This window comes from Limnobacter sp. UBA3528 (assembly GCF_002377005.1).
Classification (GTDB): domain Bacteria; phylum Pseudomonadota; class Gammaproteobacteria; order Burkholderiales; family Burkholderiaceae_B; genus Limnobacter.
On the sequence record NZ_DFOZ01000012.1, the window covers coordinates 1 to 16,880 of the forward strand.

The 16,880-nt window shown below is 52.9% G+C and carries 14 protein-coding genes and 1 tRNA gene; 7 read left to right on the forward strand and 8 right to left on the reverse strand.

All coding sequences use genetic code 11. From position 1 onward, the window contains the following. From purL to nhaA, 7 genes are all read left to right on the forward strand, one after another. The coding region (gene purL / locus B4N58_RS02890) for a phosphoribosylformylglycinamidine synthase (protein WP_291745595.1) at window positions 1-2,245 on the forward strand (2,245 nt) is incomplete at its 5' end. Beyond that, window positions 2,246-2,923: a uracil-DNA glycosylase gene (locus B4N58_RS02895; protein ID WP_291745597.1), complete on the forward strand. Its 678-nt coding sequence runs from the start codon at window positions 2,246-2,248 to the stop codon at window positions 2,921-2,923. Between the two features lie 46 nt (window positions 2,924-2,969). Beyond that, complete coding sequence (gene uvrC / locus B4N58_RS02900; RefSeq protein ID WP_291745632.1) at window positions 2,970-4,889, forward strand: excinuclease ABC subunit UvrC; 1,920 nt, start codon at window positions 2,970-2,972, stop codon at window positions 4,887-4,889. Window positions 4,890-4,972: 83 nt separating this feature from the next. Further along, window positions 4,973-5,542: a CDP-diacylglycerol--glycerol-3-phosphate 3-phosphatidyltransferase gene (gene pgsA / locus B4N58_RS02905; protein WP_291745599.1), complete on the forward strand. Its 570-nt coding sequence runs from the start codon at window positions 4,973-4,975 to the stop codon at window positions 5,540-5,542. 22 nt (window positions 5,543-5,564) lie between these two features. Continuing rightward, a complete protein-coding gene (locus B4N58_RS02910) occupies window positions 5,565-6,911 on the forward strand; it encodes a DUF3422 family protein (protein ID WP_291745601.1) in 1,347 nt (448 codons plus the stop codon). 68 nt (window positions 6,912-6,979) lie between these two features. Next, window positions 6,980-7,069: transfer RNA gene (locus tag B4N58_RS02915), tRNA-Ser, on the forward strand. Between the two features lie 162 nt (window positions 7,070-7,231). Then, the gene (gene nhaA, locus B4N58_RS02920; protein WP_291745602.1) at window positions 7,232-8,398 is read left to right on the forward strand and encodes a Na+/H+ antiporter NhaA; all 1,167 of its coding nucleotides are present in this window, start codon (window positions 7,232-7,234) and stop codon (window positions 8,396-8,398) included. Here the strand turns inward: nhaA and B4N58_RS02925 are convergent. From B4N58_RS02925 to B4N58_RS02960, 8 genes are all read right to left on the reverse strand, one after another. After that, window positions 8,395-8,937: a hypothetical protein gene (locus B4N58_RS02925; protein WP_291745604.1), complete on the reverse strand. Its 543-nt coding sequence runs from the start codon at window positions 8,935-8,937 to the stop codon at window positions 8,395-8,397. The genes nhaA and B4N58_RS02925 overlap by 4 nt on opposite strands. Window positions 8,938-9,063: 126 nt before the next feature. Further along, the gene (locus B4N58_RS02930) at window positions 9,064-10,938 is read right to left on the reverse strand and encodes a TRAP transporter large permease (RefSeq protein WP_291745606.1); all 1,875 of its coding nucleotides are present in this window, start codon (window positions 10,936-10,938) and stop codon (window positions 9,064-9,066) included. Between the two features lie 11 nt (window positions 10,939-10,949). After that, window positions 10,950-11,519: a TRAP transporter small permease subunit gene (locus tag B4N58_RS02935; protein ID WP_291745608.1), complete on the reverse strand. Its 570-nt coding sequence runs from the start codon at window positions 11,517-11,519 to the stop codon at window positions 10,950-10,952. A 79-nt stretch (window positions 11,520-11,598) separates the two neighbouring features. Beyond that, complete coding sequence (locus B4N58_RS02940) at window positions 11,599-12,720, reverse strand: TRAP transporter substrate-binding protein (RefSeq protein WP_291745610.1); 1,122 nt, start codon at window positions 12,718-12,720, stop codon at window positions 11,599-11,601. A gap of 186 nt (window positions 12,721-12,906) precedes the next feature. Next, window positions 12,907-13,758: an ABC transporter ATP-binding protein gene (locus B4N58_RS02945; protein ID WP_008252915.1), complete on the reverse strand. Its 852-nt coding sequence runs from the start codon at window positions 13,756-13,758 to the stop codon at window positions 12,907-12,909. Window positions 13,759-13,769: 11 nt separating this feature from the next. Beyond that, window positions 13,770-14,636, reverse strand: coding sequence for a nitrate ABC transporter permease (gene ntrB, locus B4N58_RS02950; protein WP_008252912.1), 867 nt, complete (start codon window positions 14,634-14,636; stop codon window positions 13,770-13,772). A gap of 24 nt (window positions 14,637-14,660) precedes the next feature. After that, on the reverse strand, window positions 14,661-15,980 hold the full coding sequence (locus B4N58_RS02955; protein WP_291745613.1) for a CmpA/NrtA family ABC transporter substrate-binding protein: 1,320 nt from the start codon (window positions 15,978-15,980) through the stop codon (window positions 14,661-14,663). 338 nt (window positions 15,981-16,318) lie between these two features. After that, the gene (locus tag B4N58_RS02960; protein ID WP_008252909.1) at window positions 16,319-16,732 is read right to left on the reverse strand and encodes a hypothetical protein; all 414 of its coding nucleotides are present in this window, start codon (window positions 16,730-16,732) and stop codon (window positions 16,319-16,321) included. Window positions 16,733-16,880 lie beyond the last annotated feature (148 nt).

The window sequence follows — 16,880 nt, forward strand, 5'->3', positions numbered from 1 at the left end:
TTGCCCCTTCTGTGTGGTGGGTGTGGTGACTGACGAGCGCCAACTAAAGGTGTTGGATGCCGAAAGCAGTAGCAACCCAGTGGACATGCCCATGGAAGTTTTGCTGGGCAAGCCACCCCGCATGGAGCGCAATGACAACCGCATAGAAACGGTGAAAGCAGAAATGGATTTGACCCAAACCGAATTGGGGCAAGCCATTGAGCAAGTGTTGAAATTCCCGGCTGTGGCTTCCAAGCGCTTCCTGATTACAATTGGCGACCGCACCGTGGGTGGCTTCACGGCCCGCGATCAAATGGTGGGACCTTACCAGGTGCCCGTGGCCGACGTGGCCGTGACGATAGATGACTACACCGGATACGCTGGCCAAGCCATGGCCATGGGTGAACGTACACCGCTGGCCGTATTGAATGCACCCGCTTCAGGTCGCATGGCCATCGCTGAAAGCATTACCAACTTGTTGGCCGCACCTGTTGAAAAACTGGAGGACGTGAAGCTGAGCGCCAACTGGATGGCTGCTTGCGGCACGCCCGGCCAAGACGCCGCTTTGTTCGACACCGTGAAAGCGATTGGCATGGACCTTTGCCCGCAATTGGGCTTGGGCATTCCGGTGGGGAAGGATTCGCTTTCCATGCGCACGCGCTGGAATGAAGGCGATGTACAGAAGGAAGTGTTGTCGCCGGTTAGTTTGATTGTGACTGCATTCTCGAAAATTACAGATGTTCGTGGCACGCTAACACCAGTGTTGAACACGGCCGAGGACACCGTGCTGGTGTTGGTGGATTTGGCCCGCGGCAAAATGCGCATGGGTGCCAGCGTATTGGCACAGGTGACCAACCAGTTGGGTACCGATGTGCCTGATGTGGAGGACGCAAGCGACATTAAAAACTTTGCACAAGCGTTGAATGCCTTGCGTGAAAAAGGTTTGGTGCACGCTTATCACGATCGGTCAGATGGTGGTTTGCTGGCGGCCTTGGCGGAAATGAGTTTTGCAAGCCGATGTGGTTTGTCGATCAACCTTGATTTGATCACCATTGACCCGTATTCAGCCGATTGGGGCGACTTTAAAATTCGCCCGGAGCAGGTCAGCGTACAGCGCGGTGAGCTAACCCTGAAGGCCTTGTTCAACGAAGAACTGGGTGTTGTATTGCAAGTGCCTGCCGCGCAAAAAAGCGAAGCCATGCAAGTGCTGCGCGATTTCAGTTTGAGCAAGTACAGCAATATTATCGGCAAGCCCAATGATCGCGATGTGATCGAGTTTTATCGCGATGCCAAGTGTATTTACTCCGAAAGCCGCGCCAAGCTGCAAGGCATTTGGGATGACACCAGCTACCAGATTGCCAAACGCCGCGACAACCCGGTGTGTGCCGAAAGCGAACACAAAGCCGCTGCTGAATTGCCCAACGCCTTGGTGTGGCAACCCGGCTTTGACATCACGGAAAACCCGGCAGCGCCTTTCATTGCAACCGGGGCGAAACCCCGTGTGGCTGTGTTGCGTGAGCAAGGCGTAAACGGCCAACTTGAAATGGCAGGTGCATTTACCTTGGCTGGTTTTGAGGCAGTAGACGTGCACATGAGCGACCTGTTGACAGGCAAGCGCAAGCTGGCTGACTTCCAGGGCTTGGCAGCATGCGGTGGCTTCAGCTACGGCGACGTGTTGGGTGCCGGTGAAGGCTGGGCCAAAACTATTCGATACAACAGCGTGCTGGCTGACCAGTTTGCAGAATTCTTTGGCCGCAGTGATGTGTTCGGTTTGGGCGTGTGCAATGGCTGCCAAATGATGGCCACATTGGCCGATTTGATACCCGGTGCGGCGCACTGGCCCAAGTTGATGCGCAATGAAAGTGAGCAATATGAAGCGCGGTTGGTGAATGTAAAAATCAACAAGACGTCTTCGATTTTGTTGAGCGGTATGGAAGGCTCTGTGGTGCCTGTGGTGGTTGCGCACGGTGAAGGCCGGGCTGACTTTTCACGCCAGGGCAATCATGCCCAGTTGAGCGCAGAAGGTTTGGTGGCAGTGCAGTATGTGAATTCGCAAGGCGAGGCCACACAGCAGTACCCATTCAACCCCAATGGCAGCCCGGACGCACTGGCCGGTTTTACCACGCCCGATGGCCGCTTCACCATCATGATGCCGCACCCTGAGCGCGTGTTCCGGAATGTGCAAATGAGCTGGGCGCCCAAAGACGCAGGCGAGTTTTCGCCCTGGATGCGTTTGTTCTACAACGCACGCAAGGCCTTGGGTTAAATGGACAAAACACTGGCATGGCAACCCCTGGCAGTGGACCAGCAATGGCCAGCCAAGGTGTTTGATGTGCATTGCACTGACTGCCCGCGTTTGCATGCATTTCATGAACAGAATCGCCAAAAATTTCCGGCTCATTTCAATGGCCCGGTGCCACCTTTTGGTCCTGAGAATGCAGAACTACTGATTGTTGGTTTGGCGCCTGGGCTGCACGGAGCAAACCGCAGCGGGCGACCGTTCACAGGCGACTATTGCGGCGACTTGCTTTACAGCACCTTGCACAAATTCGGTTTTGCCAACAGGCCGGTTTCAATCGCTGTGGGCGATGGCATGCAACTGCTGAATGCGCGTGTCAGCAATGCAGTGAAGTGCGTACCACCGGAAAACAAGCCCACGCCGACTGAAATTAAAACCTGCAATCAGTTCATCGCGCATGAGTTCAAGGTTCACCCGCCCAAGGCTGTATTGGCCTTGGGGCTGGTGGGGCATCAGGCCGTGCTGAAAGCCATGGACCAAAAGCAAAGTGCATTCAAATTTGGACACGCCGCCCAACACGACCTTGGTGCGTTTCGTTTGTTCGACAGTTACCACGTCAGCCGATACAACACGCAAACTGGCCGGTTGACCACACCCATGTTTGAGGCTGTGCTGGAATCGATCAGCCGCTACCTGAAGGCTTAAGGGCAGGGCGATGAGCGACGAGCAAGCAACGTCTCAAACGCCTGACATGCCTTTTGACATTGCCGCGTTTTTGAAGGAATTGACGACACGACCTGGTGTGTATCGCATGATTGATGCAAACGGCACCGTGATGTATGTGGGCAAAGCCAAGAACCTGAAAAAACGGGTTTCTTCGTACTTTCAGAAAACCCACGCAAGCCCGCGCACCAGCCACATGGTGGAGCGTATTGTGCGGGTGGATGTAACACCGACCCGAACTGAAGCAGAAGCCTTGCTGCTTGAGAACAATCTGATCAAAAGCTTAAGCCCGCGCTACAACATTCTGTTTCGTGATGACAAAAGCTATCCTTACCTTCGCCTGACGAATCACAAGTACCCACGCGTGGCCTATTACCGCGGTGCGGTCGATAAAAAATCACAGTTCTTTGGTCCCTTTCCCAACGCTTGGGCTGTGAAGGAAAGCATTCAGGTTTTGCAGCGTGTATTTTTGCTGCGGACCTGTGAAGACACCGTATTTTCTCATCGCTCACGCCCGTGTTTGCAGGCGCAAATTCAGCGGTGCAGTGCGCCATGTGTGAACTGGATCAGCCCGGAAGAGTATGCGAAAGATGTAGAAGCCGCATCGCGCTTCTTGCGGGGCGACCACAAGTCGGTACTGGCCAATCTGGAAGAGAAAATGCTGGAGGCCAGCGGTTTGCTGGAGTTTGAGAAAGCAGCCATGTACCGCAACCAGCTGGGTGCACTGAGCCGGGTGTTACAAAAGCAGTCTGTTGACACCACCGGCGGTGATGACGATGCAGACATTATCGCTGTGGTTATCAAGGGCGGTGCGGTTTGCGTGAACCTGGCCATGGTGCGCGGCGGGCGGCATTTGGGTGACAAGCCCATGTTCCCCAGTGTAGCGCAGGCCAGTGAGGACATCGGGCCCGAGGTGCTGGAGGCTTTCTTGAGCCAGGCCTATGTGGACAGGCCAATTCCAAACTTGTTGATCGTGAATCAGGACCTGGACGCGCCTGAACTGCTGATGGCCTTGAGCCAGCAGGCGGGCAAGAAAATCAACCTGATTCGACAGCCGCAGAGTGAGCGCAGAAAGTGGTTGGACATGGCAGTTGACAATGCGGAAATTGCAATCGCCAGGCGAATCGCAGAGCAGGGCTCCGCCCAGTTCCGCACGCGTGCGCTGGTTGAAACCCTGGGTTTGGAAACACGGCTTGAAGAAGCCTTGCAGGCCAGTGAGGCTGATGGCTTGCTCAGCGGAACGGCCGCAGGAGCTGAGCCTGTGGCAGATTCGCCTGCTGAGGAAATTGATTTGTTGGCCACTTTGCGTGTGGAATGTTTTGACATTTCGCACACGGCTGGCGAGGCCACGCAGGCCTCGTGTGTGGTGTTTCACAATCACGACATGCAAAGCCGTGAGTACCGCCGCTACAACATTGAGGGCATTACCCCGGGCGACGATTATGCTGCCATGCGCCAAGCGGTAACACGGCGCTATCAGCGCGAAGGAAAAACCCCCATCGTGATGCCGCATGTGGTGTTGATCGACGGTGGCAAAGGTCAAATTGAAGTGGCACGCCAGGTATTTGAACTACTGGGATTGGACATCAGCCTGATTGTGGGTGTAAAAAAAGGCGAGAACCGCAAGGTGGGTCTGGAAACACTGGTGTTTCCAGACGGGCGGCCAAGCCTGGAGTTGGGCCCTGGTCACCCCGCACTCATGTTGATTGCGCAAATTCGTGACGAGGCCCACCGCTTTGCGATTACCGGCATGCGTGCCAAGCGTGCCAAGGCAAGGCAAGCTTCCGAGCTGGATGAAATTGAAGGCATTGGTGCGCGTCGCAAGCAAAAGTTGCTGACCCGTTTTGGCGGTTTGCGTGGTGTAAAAGCAGCCAGCGTGGAAGACTTGCAAACGGTCGAGGGCATTTCGAAAACGCTGGCCGAAGAAATATATCGGCGTTTGCACTGAAGAGGGCTGTCTAAACCGGTGTGCACGCTGATATATTCGTACCTCTATAGAGTGTATTTTTACTTAACAGAAGAAAAACAACCATGCCCATGAACCTGCCCATGATCCTGACCTGGGTCCGGATTATTTTAATTCCTCTGGTCGTTGGCATTTATTTTTTGCCCGAAACTGTCATGTCCATCTCCATGCAAAACTGGGTGGGCGCTTGGGTGTTCGTGTTCGCAGCCATTACCGATTTCGTCGATGGTTATTTGGCACGCCGCTGGAATCAAACTTCCGCGTTTGGCGCATTTCTTGATCCGGTGGCCGACAAGCTGATGGTGGGCGCTGCCTTGATTGTGCTGGTTGATCTTGGGCGTATCGGCCCATTCATTGCGCTGATCATTATTGGTCGCGAGATTACCATTTCTGCCCTGCGTGAATGGATGGCCAGCATCGGCGCGCGCAACAGCGTGGCCGTGAACTGGCTTGGCAAATTCAAAACTATCGCGCAAATGGTGGCCATTCCCATGTTGTTGGTCAATGAAACCTGGATGGGCATCGACTTCCATGTGCTGGGTACCTTGGGTATTTACGTGGCAGCCGTTTTGACGGTTTGGTCGATGTGCTATTACCTGATGAAAGCCTGGCCTGAACTTCGCGCTCGAAGCTAAGCGCACACCAACCCGATTTCTCATGAACAAAAGCAATTTGCTGCCCCAGCCATATCCGTTGCGGCATGCACTCAACGATGAAGTTCATTCCCGCCCCACTGAGGCCCTGTGGCCACAGGAAAGGGTCTTCCACATTGCCTTGCTGGTGCAGGGGGATGTCACGCCCCAGATCGTTGCCCAGTTGCAAGCCTTGGTGGACTATTGCGGATGCAAACCAGTTTCCGATGACGAGCTGGCTGCACCCCAGGTAAGCCTTAGCCTGTGCGGCGGTGAATCTGCCTTGCGCCTGCGGCTGGAGCGCCACAATGAATTCATTACATTGACCTTCTTTGAGCGGGCCGACCATGCGATTGTGTTTGATCGCCCGGTCACACGGCGCTTGCCCCCCAGCTGGATGGCGGCTTTGCCGGGCATCATGCTGGTGGCCATTGAACTGTTTGTTCAAAAAACGGACACCCCCCGAGAACCGCGTAGCGTGGCTGGTTATTTTGATGGCAATACCCTGATTGGCGGCATGATTGCCAATGGTGCAGGGCAGGTGTTTTCTGATCTTCGAATTGCAGACCGCGGTGCAAGCCGCATTTTGATTTGCAATTTGAAAATGGGATCGCGACAACTGGGCAGGGTGGTTCAGCGCACCATCGAGATGGAAACTTACCGCATGATGGCCTTGCTCAGCTTTCCGGTGGCGCGTGCTACATTGCCGAAGCTTTCGTCTTATGAAGACCGTTTGGTGAAGCTGGCCACTGAAATGGCCGAAACCAGCAAAACCGAAGACCTGGCCGAAGTGACCAGCGAGGATGTGGAGCTGGATCGAAAGTTGTTGAGCCAGCTGACCGACCTGGCTGCGCGCGTGGAGCAGTTAAGCGCCGAGAACCGGGTACGTTTTACCGCAGCTGAAGCGTACACCGACCTGGTTAAAAAACGCATTGCCGAGTTGAAAGAAATTCCCATGGTGGGCATGCAAACGTTTGGTGAATTCATGGACCGCCGCTTGGGCCCTGCCATGAAAACCTGCACCTGGACTGCACGCCGGCAAGACGAATTGGCCGCCCGTATTTCACGGGTCACCCAACTACTGCGCACGCGTGTTGAAATTGAGCGTGAAAGCCAGAACCAGCGACTACTGACCAGCATGGACAAGCGTGCCAAGGTGCAGTTGCGCTTGCAGGAAACCGTTGAAGGTTTGTCGATTGTTGCCATTTCCTACTACGGTGCCAGCTTGGTGGGTTATCTGGCCAAGGGGCTGAAAGCCGTGGGTGTGCCTGTTTCACCCGACTTGGCCATTGCCGTGGCCATTCCAACCATTGCGGTGCTGGCCTATGTCAGCATGCAAGCCATGAAAAAGCGCATGGGTTTGAAGGGTTAAGTATTATTCGGAAATATTGCCCCAAGAGGTTTCCAAACTATGGGGTTTGTGGTTATAATTGCGGGCTCGGAAGCTTGGCAGAGCGGTTGAATGCACCGGTCTTGAAAACCGGCGAGGGTGCGAGCCCTCCGTGAGTTCGAATCTCACAGCTTCCGCCAAAAACATCGAAACCCGCCCTCGTGGCGGGTTTTTTGTTGTTGCGACCTGTGAGTCGATTCGAACGAACGGATCGTAACGCTTGGTGAATACCGAATTTTATGATTGATTCATCATCGGCTGTTAGACTGTTACCCGTCTGAAACCAAACGAGACTCACAACAATGTCCCAGGTTGAAATTCCTTTGTCGAATACCTTCCAGCAGTTTTTCCAATCCGAACGCGCGGGCAGTGTGCTTTTGACCGCCTTTGCGCTGCTTGCGCTTGCCTTGGCCAACTCCCCAATCGGCACTGAGTTCGTTGGCTTTTGGCAAAACGTAGTAGCCGGCTTGAGCCTGGCGTACTGGGTTAACGATGGACTGATGGCGATCTTTTTTCTGCTTGTTGGCCTTGAACTAAAGCGTGAACTGCTTAGTGGTGAGCTTTCAAATTTACAGAAGGCGTTGTTTCCCGTTCTTGCGGCGGCTGGTGGGGTTCTTATTCCAGCAAGCATTCATTTTGCACTGAATGCCGGTACACCTACACAAGCCGGTATCGGCATTCCAATGGCGACAGACATTGTTTTTGCTTTGGCTGCATTAAGTTTGCTTGGAAAATCGGTACCTGCTTCCCTGAAGGTTTTTTTGGTGGCCGTGGCAGTCGTCGATGACCTGGTGGCCATCATCGTGATCGCTGTGTTTTACACAAGCCAGTTATCTCTCACCTTCCTGGGATTGGCCTTGCTGGTACTCATTGCGATGTTCGTCATGAATCGCTTATTCAAGATCGTGACACTTGTGCCGTATCTTCTTTTGGGTGTTTTGATGTGGTTCTTCATGTTGAAGTCGGGTGTGCATGCGACCCTTGCCGGCGTATTGCTGGCCTTTGCCATTCCAGCTTCCAAAGTGGTTGACGACGCCGACTCACCTTCCGAGGTGCTTGAACATGCGCTTCACAAGCCAGTGACACTGCTGATTCTACCGATTTTCGCTTTTGTGAATGCTGGGGTAATTGTTGGTGCGGGCTGGGCAGAAAGTTTAATGAGCTCCAACAGCATGGGTATTATTCTTGGTCTGGTTGTTGGCAAGCCCATTGGTGTGACCTTGTTCGCGTTTGTGGCCGTGGCTCTTGGTTTGTGCCGTTTACCAAACGATTTGGCCTGGCGTCATGTGTTTGGTGCCGGGGCCTTGGCGGGTATTGGATTCACAATGTCCATCTTCATAACCAACCTTGCCTTTGTGGGCGCGGGCGATCTGGTCAACGATTCAAAAATGGCGATTTTGATTGCCTCTGTTTTGTCCGGCGTGATTGGATTTACCTGGTTGAAATTACGCGGCTATCCGGCGAACTAAAGTGCGAACAGCGCGCCCAGTTGTCTGTAAGTGTCTTGATCAGTCTCTGCCGGGCTGGCGCTTAGCGCTTTGACCTTGTTCATCACTGTTTCCCAGCGCTTCTGTTCAATCGGGTTTTCTTCTGTTTGCGTGCGCAGTTCAAAGGCATTTGCAAACAGTGCAACGCCTGTACGCACATCGGTCGAATGGAAAAAGCAGCTTTGAATGCCCAGCAAGGTGTCTCGGTCGAGCACTCGGGCACACGCTGTGTCGAGCTTGCCACCGAAGATTTCATCAATCCAGTTCACGCTTTTGTCAAAGAACAGGTTGACTTGCCTGCCGGGCTCAACAGAGTGCGTGTGGCCGCAGGGTACGAATACGCCTTGTGACTTGAACCACTGCCTATCACAGAAACAGGCAATTTCCTTGCCGTCCAGGTCAATGGCAATTTGGTGGGTCCAGTGGGCATGCCCACCGGTTTTGCCAGGCACTCCTACGAAAGCTGCAAGGCCGGTCGTACAACCGAAATTTTTACCAATGGTAATTACGTCGCCCGGCACCAAGAAGTCCTACAAAACTACAAAGTATTTTTGCATTGTACACCAAGGGTCGAATTGGCCCGCTGGCAACAAAAAAGCGCCCCGAAGGACGCCTTTCTGATTTGCTGATTGACAGCGTTGCACGGATTATCTGTACAACACGCTTGGCAGCCACATGCCGATCTGTGGGAATACGTACAGTACGAACATGGCGAAGATTTGAATAAACATGAAAGGGATCATGCCCATGAAAATCTGGTTCAAGGTTACCCCGGGTGGCGATACACCCTTCAGGTAAAACGCCGCCATGGCCACGGGTGGAGACAGGAAGGCGGTTTGCAAATTCAGTGCGACCAGCAAGCCGAAGAACAGGGGATCCACATCAAAGTAGGGCAGCAGCGGGATGAAAATCGGCATGAAAATCACGATGATTTCGGTCCATTCCAAAGGCCAACCCAACAAGAAAATAATCACTTGTGACAGCAGCAGGAATTCAATGGGTGTGAGGCCCAAAGAAAGCACCCATGTTTCAACCAGTTCTTGCCCACCCAACAGTGCGAATGCAGCAGAGAAAATGGACGAACCCACGAACAACCAGCACACCATGGCGGTGGTTTTGGAAGTCAGGAAGGCAGATTCGCGCAGCACAGGAAAGCTGAGTTGACGATAGCCGGCAGCAAGCAACAAGCCACCGAACGCGCCCAATGCGGCTGCTTCCGAAGGTGTGGCCAAGCCCATCACGATACTGCCCAACACAGCGCCGATCAAAATCGCCAGTGGGAAGAATGAAGTCAGCAGCATTTTGAATACTTCCAAGCGCTCAAAGCTGAGGCGTGAATAGTAGTATCCCAATACAGCCACAATCGCCATTAACCAAATCCAGAAGGTTGTGGGTGCAGGAGTTGATTCAGCTTCAGCAGTAGCTTCTTCTGCAACAGGTTCTTCCAGTGCGGGCGCTGCCGCAGCTTCGGTCGTTTCTGCGCCAGCAGGCTCTTCCAGACCAAAGTCATAGTTGCTGCTGCCGGAGCTTTCGTAACCGGAACCAAAGCTCACCAATCCTGAGGTGTCAAATGCAGCTTCTTTGGGGGCAGTCAGTGATGAATACACCAAGCCCAAAATGAAGGCAGCAAAAATCGCGGGGATCATCGCCACGAACAACTGGCCAGCAACTTGACCACCGGTCAGGTTGCCTTCACGACGCCCTTTCAAGCCATTCACCAAGGCAGACACTGCGCGGCTGCTACCGTAAGTGCGCTTCAATGAATCAAGCACAGGGCTTAGTGGCACACGGCGTTCTTCTTCGGACAAAGGGGGCGCAGATTTTGGGTTGATTTTCGCGCGAATGATGATGTAGGCGATGTACATGGTTGTCAGCATCAAACCAGGAAACAGCGCACCAGCGTACAACTGAACTACTGAAACACCGGCCGTTGCGCCGTACACGATCAACAGCACTGAAGGTGGAATCAGAATACCCAAACATCCGCCTGCGGTAATTGCACCGGCAGCCATTTTGGTGTCGTAACCCGCTTTCAACATGCTGGGCATGGCCAGCAGACCCATCAAGGTAACTACCGCGCCCACAATACCAGTGGCAGTCGCGAAAATTGCGCAGGTTACCAGCGTTGCAACGCCCAAAGCGCCAGGCAAGCGGGCCATGGCAAGGTGTAACGATTTGAACAGTTTCTCGATCAGGTTTGCGCGTTCAACCAGGTAACCCATGAATACGAACAGGGGAACGGAAATCAGCACGTCGTTGGTCATCACCTTGTAGGTGGACTGAACCATCAGGTCGAGCGTTTTCTGTATGTTCCCGTCGTAAGCGAAGTAGGTGAAAATTACGCCCATGCCCATCAGGGTAAAAGCGGTTGGAAAGCCCAGCATGATGGCCACAACAACCAGCGAGAGCATTAGCAGGCCCAAGTGGCCGTCTGTCATTTCCGATGGCGCAGGCATTGCAATGGCGACCCCGATCAGGATCATCGCCATAATGGCAACACCAAAATATAGTTCTTTTTTCATGATGATTCCTGTTAATTCTTGCCGAGAGAGGCTTTCAACTTCTCTACGTCCACTTCTTCCACGTCGTCTTCACGCTTGGGCCATGCGCCATCCTTGATGCACATGATGCAGCGGATTACTTCCACAACGCCTTGCAGCAGCAAAAAGAAACCGGCCAGTGGGATGAAGGCCTTGAACGGGTAAATGGGCGGACCATCGGCGGTGATGGATGACATTTCCTTGATGGCCCAAGCTTCGTCAGCGAATGTGTAACCTGCGTAGGTCAATGCGATGATGCCGGGGAAGAAGAAAACGAAATATAGAATCAGGTCGAGAATGGCTTGTGTTCTGGGCTCAAGAAAGCCGTACAGAATGTCTCCGCGCACATGGCCGTTGGTGGCCAATGTGTAAGCACCTGCCATCATGAACAAGATACCGTACAAAATGTATGACACATCGAATACCCATGGGTTAGGGCTATTCAGGACGTATCGAGTAAACACCTCGTACACAATGACGCCAGTCAACAGAACAATGGTCCAGGCAAAAATGTGCCCGACTTTGGTGGAAATTCTGTCAACCAAATGTAGGAAAGCTAACATGGGGTGAACCTCGGGTTCGGTTTTAAAAAAAGCCAACATCCGTTGTGCAGATGTTGGCTTTCAGGACTGGAACAACTGATTACTTCTTTTTCTGGGCGTAGAAGGCTTGAGCCATCTTGAAGTCGACAGAAGTGTCGGCTTGCCACTTGGCTGCACGTGCAGCAAATGCACGCTGTGACTCCAGCACTTTTTTGAACATTGGGTTTTCAGCGGCTTTGGCTGTGGTCACTTCATCCCAAGCTTTCAATTGTGCTTTCAAAATGCTGTCCGGCGTTTTGAAGAATTTCACGCCTTGTTTGCTTTGCATTTCCATGTAGTCTTTTGAGTAGCGGTCCACTGCCTTCCAGCTCATGTCAGCAGATGCTGCCTCGGCCGCGTTGGCGATGATCGCTTTGATTTCCGCAGGCAGCTTGTTGTACTTGGTCTTGTTGAACATGACTTCGAATTGTTCAGAAGACTGGTGGAATGACTGCAACATGCACACTTTAGATACATCTGGGAAGCCCAAAATGCGATCTGAAGAAGCGTTGTTGAATTCAGCAGCGTCCAGCAGGCCACGGTCCATTGCTGGAACGATTTCGCCGCCGGGCAGGGCGTTAACTGCAACACCCATTTTCGTGAACATGTCTACAGACAGGCCAACTGTACGGAACTTCAGGCCTTTCAGGTCTTCAGCCTTGGTCACTGGCTTTTTGAACCAGCCCAGTGGCTGAGTTGGCATTGGGCCTGTCATGAAAGACACCACGTCCATGTTCAGTTCTTTGTAGATTTCTTCTTGCAGTTCTTTGCCACCGCCGTACTTGTGCCAGGCCAGCAGCATGTTTGCGTCCATGCCGAAGGATGGGCCTGAACCCCACAGAGCCACCGCTGCGTTTTTGCCGTACCAGTAGGCAATAACGCCGTGACCACCGTCCAGTGTGCCCTTGTTCACCGCATCTAGCAGGTCAAACGCTTTGACCACGGAACCAGCAGGCAAAACTTCAATCTTCAGGCGACCACCGGTCATGCTGTTTACTTTGTCAGCAAAGTCAACTGCGTATTCGTGGAAAATGTCCTTCTGGGGCCATGTGCTCTGGAAGCGCATGTTCACTGTTTGAGCAGTGGAAATCATGGGGAACGCCATGGCGCCTGCACCTACTGCAGCCACTGATGTGCCTTTGATAAAATCGCGGCGCTTTTGGTTGTTCACTGAGTCAGTCATTTTGCCTCCTTAAATTGATTTAGCTTTCGACTGTTGTTTTTGGTTTTACTTTTCGAACCTGCATTGTGATGGCGTACAAAGGCTAACTAAATAGGAGCAAACCCTTACCTATCGGTACTTTCCCTAGGGTCGAAAAAAAACCGCCAGTCGCAAAACTGGCGGTTTTCTGGTCGAGTCAAATGGTGTTTATGCGCTTGCGCTTACCTTTGAATCTGTTTTGGCTTTCACCTGCCTGTGTTTATCGATGGCTTCAACCTTGCGTTGTTTCTCGTGCAGGAAGCTGAGTACTTCATGCCGGTAGTGGTTGTAGGTGGGGTCGTCGGCCAGGGCCAAGCGGTCACGGGGGCGGGGCAAGTCGATGTCCAGAATTTGACCAATGGTGGCTGAAGGGCCGTTGGTCATCATCACGATACGATCGGACAACAACACGGCTTCGTCTACATCGTGCGTAATCATCACCACCGTGTTTTTCAACTCGTTTTGAATGCGCATGACTTCATCTTGCAGGTGGGCGCGGGTGAGTGCGTCCAGTGCGCCGAAAGGTTCATCCAGCAGCAACACCTTGGGTTCCATGGCCAGGGCACGGGCAATACCCACGCGCTGCTTCATACCGCCTGAAATTTCGGAGGGCAGGCGATCCAGTGCATGGCTCATGTTCACCATGTCAAGGTTGTGCAGAATCCATTCTCGTTGCTCAGTTTTGCTTTTTTTGCCTTTGAAGATTTTTTCAACTGCAATTTCAACGTTCTGATACACGGTGAGCCAGGGCAGCAGGGAATGGTTTTGAAACACCAGCGCACGGTCAGGGCCTGGTGAGTTCACTTCGCGATTGTCGACAATCACGACACCCTCGCTGGCGGTCAGCAAACCCGCAATGATGTTCAGCACGGTGGACTTTCCACAACCCGAGTGGCCAATCAGGGAAATGTATTCGCCACGGTTCACTTCCAGGTTGATGTCTTTCAACACCGGGTTCACGATGCCATTGCGCTCAAAACGCATTTGCACTTGGGAAATACTCAGGAAACGATCGCTCATGTTATTACTCCTTAACCTGCAGATGTACCGCGTGTAATTTTGTTGCCCACCCAGGCCACGCAACGGTCGAGAATGAAACCGACGATGCCCACGTAGACCAGTGCCAGAACAATGTCGCTGATCAGCGAGCTGTTCCAGGCGTCCCAGATAAAGAAGCCAATGCCCACACCACCAATCAACATTTCAGCGGCAACAATGGCCAACCAGCTAAGGCCCACACCAATACGAAGGCCCGAGAAAATATAGGGCGCAGCGGCAGGCAGCATGATCTTCCAGAAGTACTCAATGCCGTTGTGCTGAATGACGCGTGACACGTTTCGGTAATCTTCGGGAATGTTGCGAATGCCCACTGAAGTGTTGATGATGATCGGCCAAATGGCCGTGATGAAGATCACGAAAATCGCAGACGGGTTTCCATCCTGAAAACCCGCCAGCGACAAAGGCAACCACGCCAGCGGGGGCACGGTGCGCAGTACCTGAAACAAAGGATCCAAACCACGCAGGGCCCAGGTGGACTGACCCACCAACACACCGAGCGCAACGCCCACCACCACTGCCAGGCTGTAGCCAATCGCGACTCGTTCAAGGCTGGCCAGTATTTGCCAGGCCATGCCCACATCGTTGCCGCCATTGTCATACAGCGGATTGATGATCAACTCCCAAGTGTCGGTGATCACTTTGCTGGGCGCCGGCAGTCGTGCACCTTCGGTGCTGCACAGGATTTCCCAGATCAGCAACAAAATGGTCATGACTACGACGGGCGGAACCAGCTTGCCCAGGCTTTCTTTGACTTGCTTGAAAGCTGCAGTTTCAATGAATGGCTTGCTCTTCACCTTGTGGGCGGTTTGCAAACGTTCTAAAGAGTCAGTGGTCATCATGATTTGAATCCTTTAATAAAATACTCAGGCCTTCATGGCTTTAATGGCCAAACTGTCGAGGTACGCCTTGGGGTTCTTGGGGTCGAATACTTTGCCGTCGAACATTTTTTCAACACCGCGCGAAGTACCGGCGGGGATGGCAGATTTGTCGATCTTCAAAGTGCTTGCCGCCTGGCGCCAGATGTCTTCGCGGTTCACCTGCTTGATCAGGCTGCTGGTGTCCAGTTTGCTTGGCAGGTAACCCCAGCGCTGGTTCTCGGTCAGGAACCACAAGTCGTGGCTTTGGAAGGGGTAGGAGGCCTGATCCTTCCAGTAGCGCATTTGTTGGGGGCTGTTGGTGACCACACGGCCTGTACCGTAATCGAAATCGCCTTTCATGCGATCAACAATATCGGTCATGGGTGCGTTGATCCAGCGGCGCTGCGAACAGATGCGGGCCACTTCTTCGCGATTGGCGGGTTCTTCGCAGAACATTTGCGCTTCCATCACAGCCATCACCAAGGCTTTGGCTGCATTCGGGTTGGCATCTACCCAGTCTTTGCGCATACCCAGCGCTTTCTCGGGGTGGTTTTGCCAAAGTTCGCTGGTGGTCAGTGCGGTGTAGCCAATTTTCTGGCTGATCAATTGCTTGTTCCAGGGTTCGCACACGCAGAATGTGTCCATGCTGCCCACCTTCATGTTGGCCACCATTTGCGCGGGCGGAACAACGATGGTCGACAGGTCGTTGTTGGGATGAATTCCGCCAGCTGCCATCCAGTAGCGGATCCACAAATCGTGAGTACCACCCGGGAATGTCATGGCAGCGCTGACTGCTTTGCCGCCGCCTTTCTTGGCCATCAACGCTTTTTTGAATTCGCGGGTGTCAGTACCCACTTTCAATGCCTTGTATTCTTCGCCCACTGAAATGCACTGGCCGCCCAGGTTAAGGCGGGCAAGAATGTACATGGGTGTGGGAATATTGTTGGCAGTCATGGCGCCAGTGCTAATCAGGTAGGGCATGGGCGTCAGAATGTGGGCGCCATCGATACCACCGTTGGCAGAGCCCAGCACGAGATTATCGCGGGTGGTGCCCCAGGATGATTGCTTGAGTACTTCCACATCGGGCATGCCGTGTTTTTTGAAGAAACCTTTCTCAATACCCACGAACAGCGGAGCTGCGTCGGTCAGCGCAATGAAACCCAGTTTTGCTTTGGTGGTTTCGATCTTGGTGGATTGCGCCATCACGATAGACGGTGCGCCAAAACCAGCCAGCAGGGTAGAGCCCCACACCGCGGCGGATTGTTTGATGAAGGTGCGACGTGTTTCCGACAATTCTGGTTTTTTGTCAGTGGGTTTGTTGCTCATGGTGTGCGTCCTCGAAAATTCAAGCCAAGAAAAAACGGCGCACATCACCACACCTGCCCAGCAAGTTTGGGACGGACGCCGTTGTCCGGTACTTCTTTACTTCATTACTGAAAAGCATTTGACCCTGTCCTTCGTTGGCATAGGTCTTACAACACACTTAGCAGTTTGTGTGCCATGCAAAAAAGAAGTGCACAGGTGTGAAATTGAGTGAAATCAGTGCGAGATTTCGCGCTAATTTTGGTGCGTGGAGCAAGTTTGGTGCGGCGCACCAAATAAATCAGTGCGCCGGTCAGGATGTATGTGGTGCATGCACCGGTTTGATGTCTACGTTTCTGTGCTTATTTTTGAAGTGCGCGAATACCTACCCACGCAAAAAAGAGGGCGTATGCCAAATCGATGAGGCCGTAGCCGGAGTAAAACAGGGCGAGCAGTGGTGTTTCTTCACGGATGATGGGCAGCATGTCCGATTTACTGCTAATCCAGATGACCCAGGTGTACACGTAGATTGCCTTCTCGAAAGCGAATACAAAACAGATTGCGGGCAGTTGATGCGCTTGTTTGGCCACAGACAGATAAGCCAAACCCCACACCATCACCATGAAAGTGCCAAAGGGAGAAAAAACTTCGGGCGACAATTCATGAAAGGCTGAGTTGGTGAAAAATTCGCTAGCGGCGAGCATGCCAAATATATTGGTAAAGCCGGCGGCGATAAAACCCAGAAAAATAAACCGGTTGTGTGCTGTGCTGTTCAAAAGTTGTCTCCGTTTGTTGTTTTGAGTGTTTTTGGATACTACCCGAATACTATATACTTGCGCCCCATGGAGAAGTGCGAGAGCGGCTGAATCGGCCTGACTCGAAATCAGGTAAGGGGGCAACCTCTTCGAGGGTTCGAATCCCTCC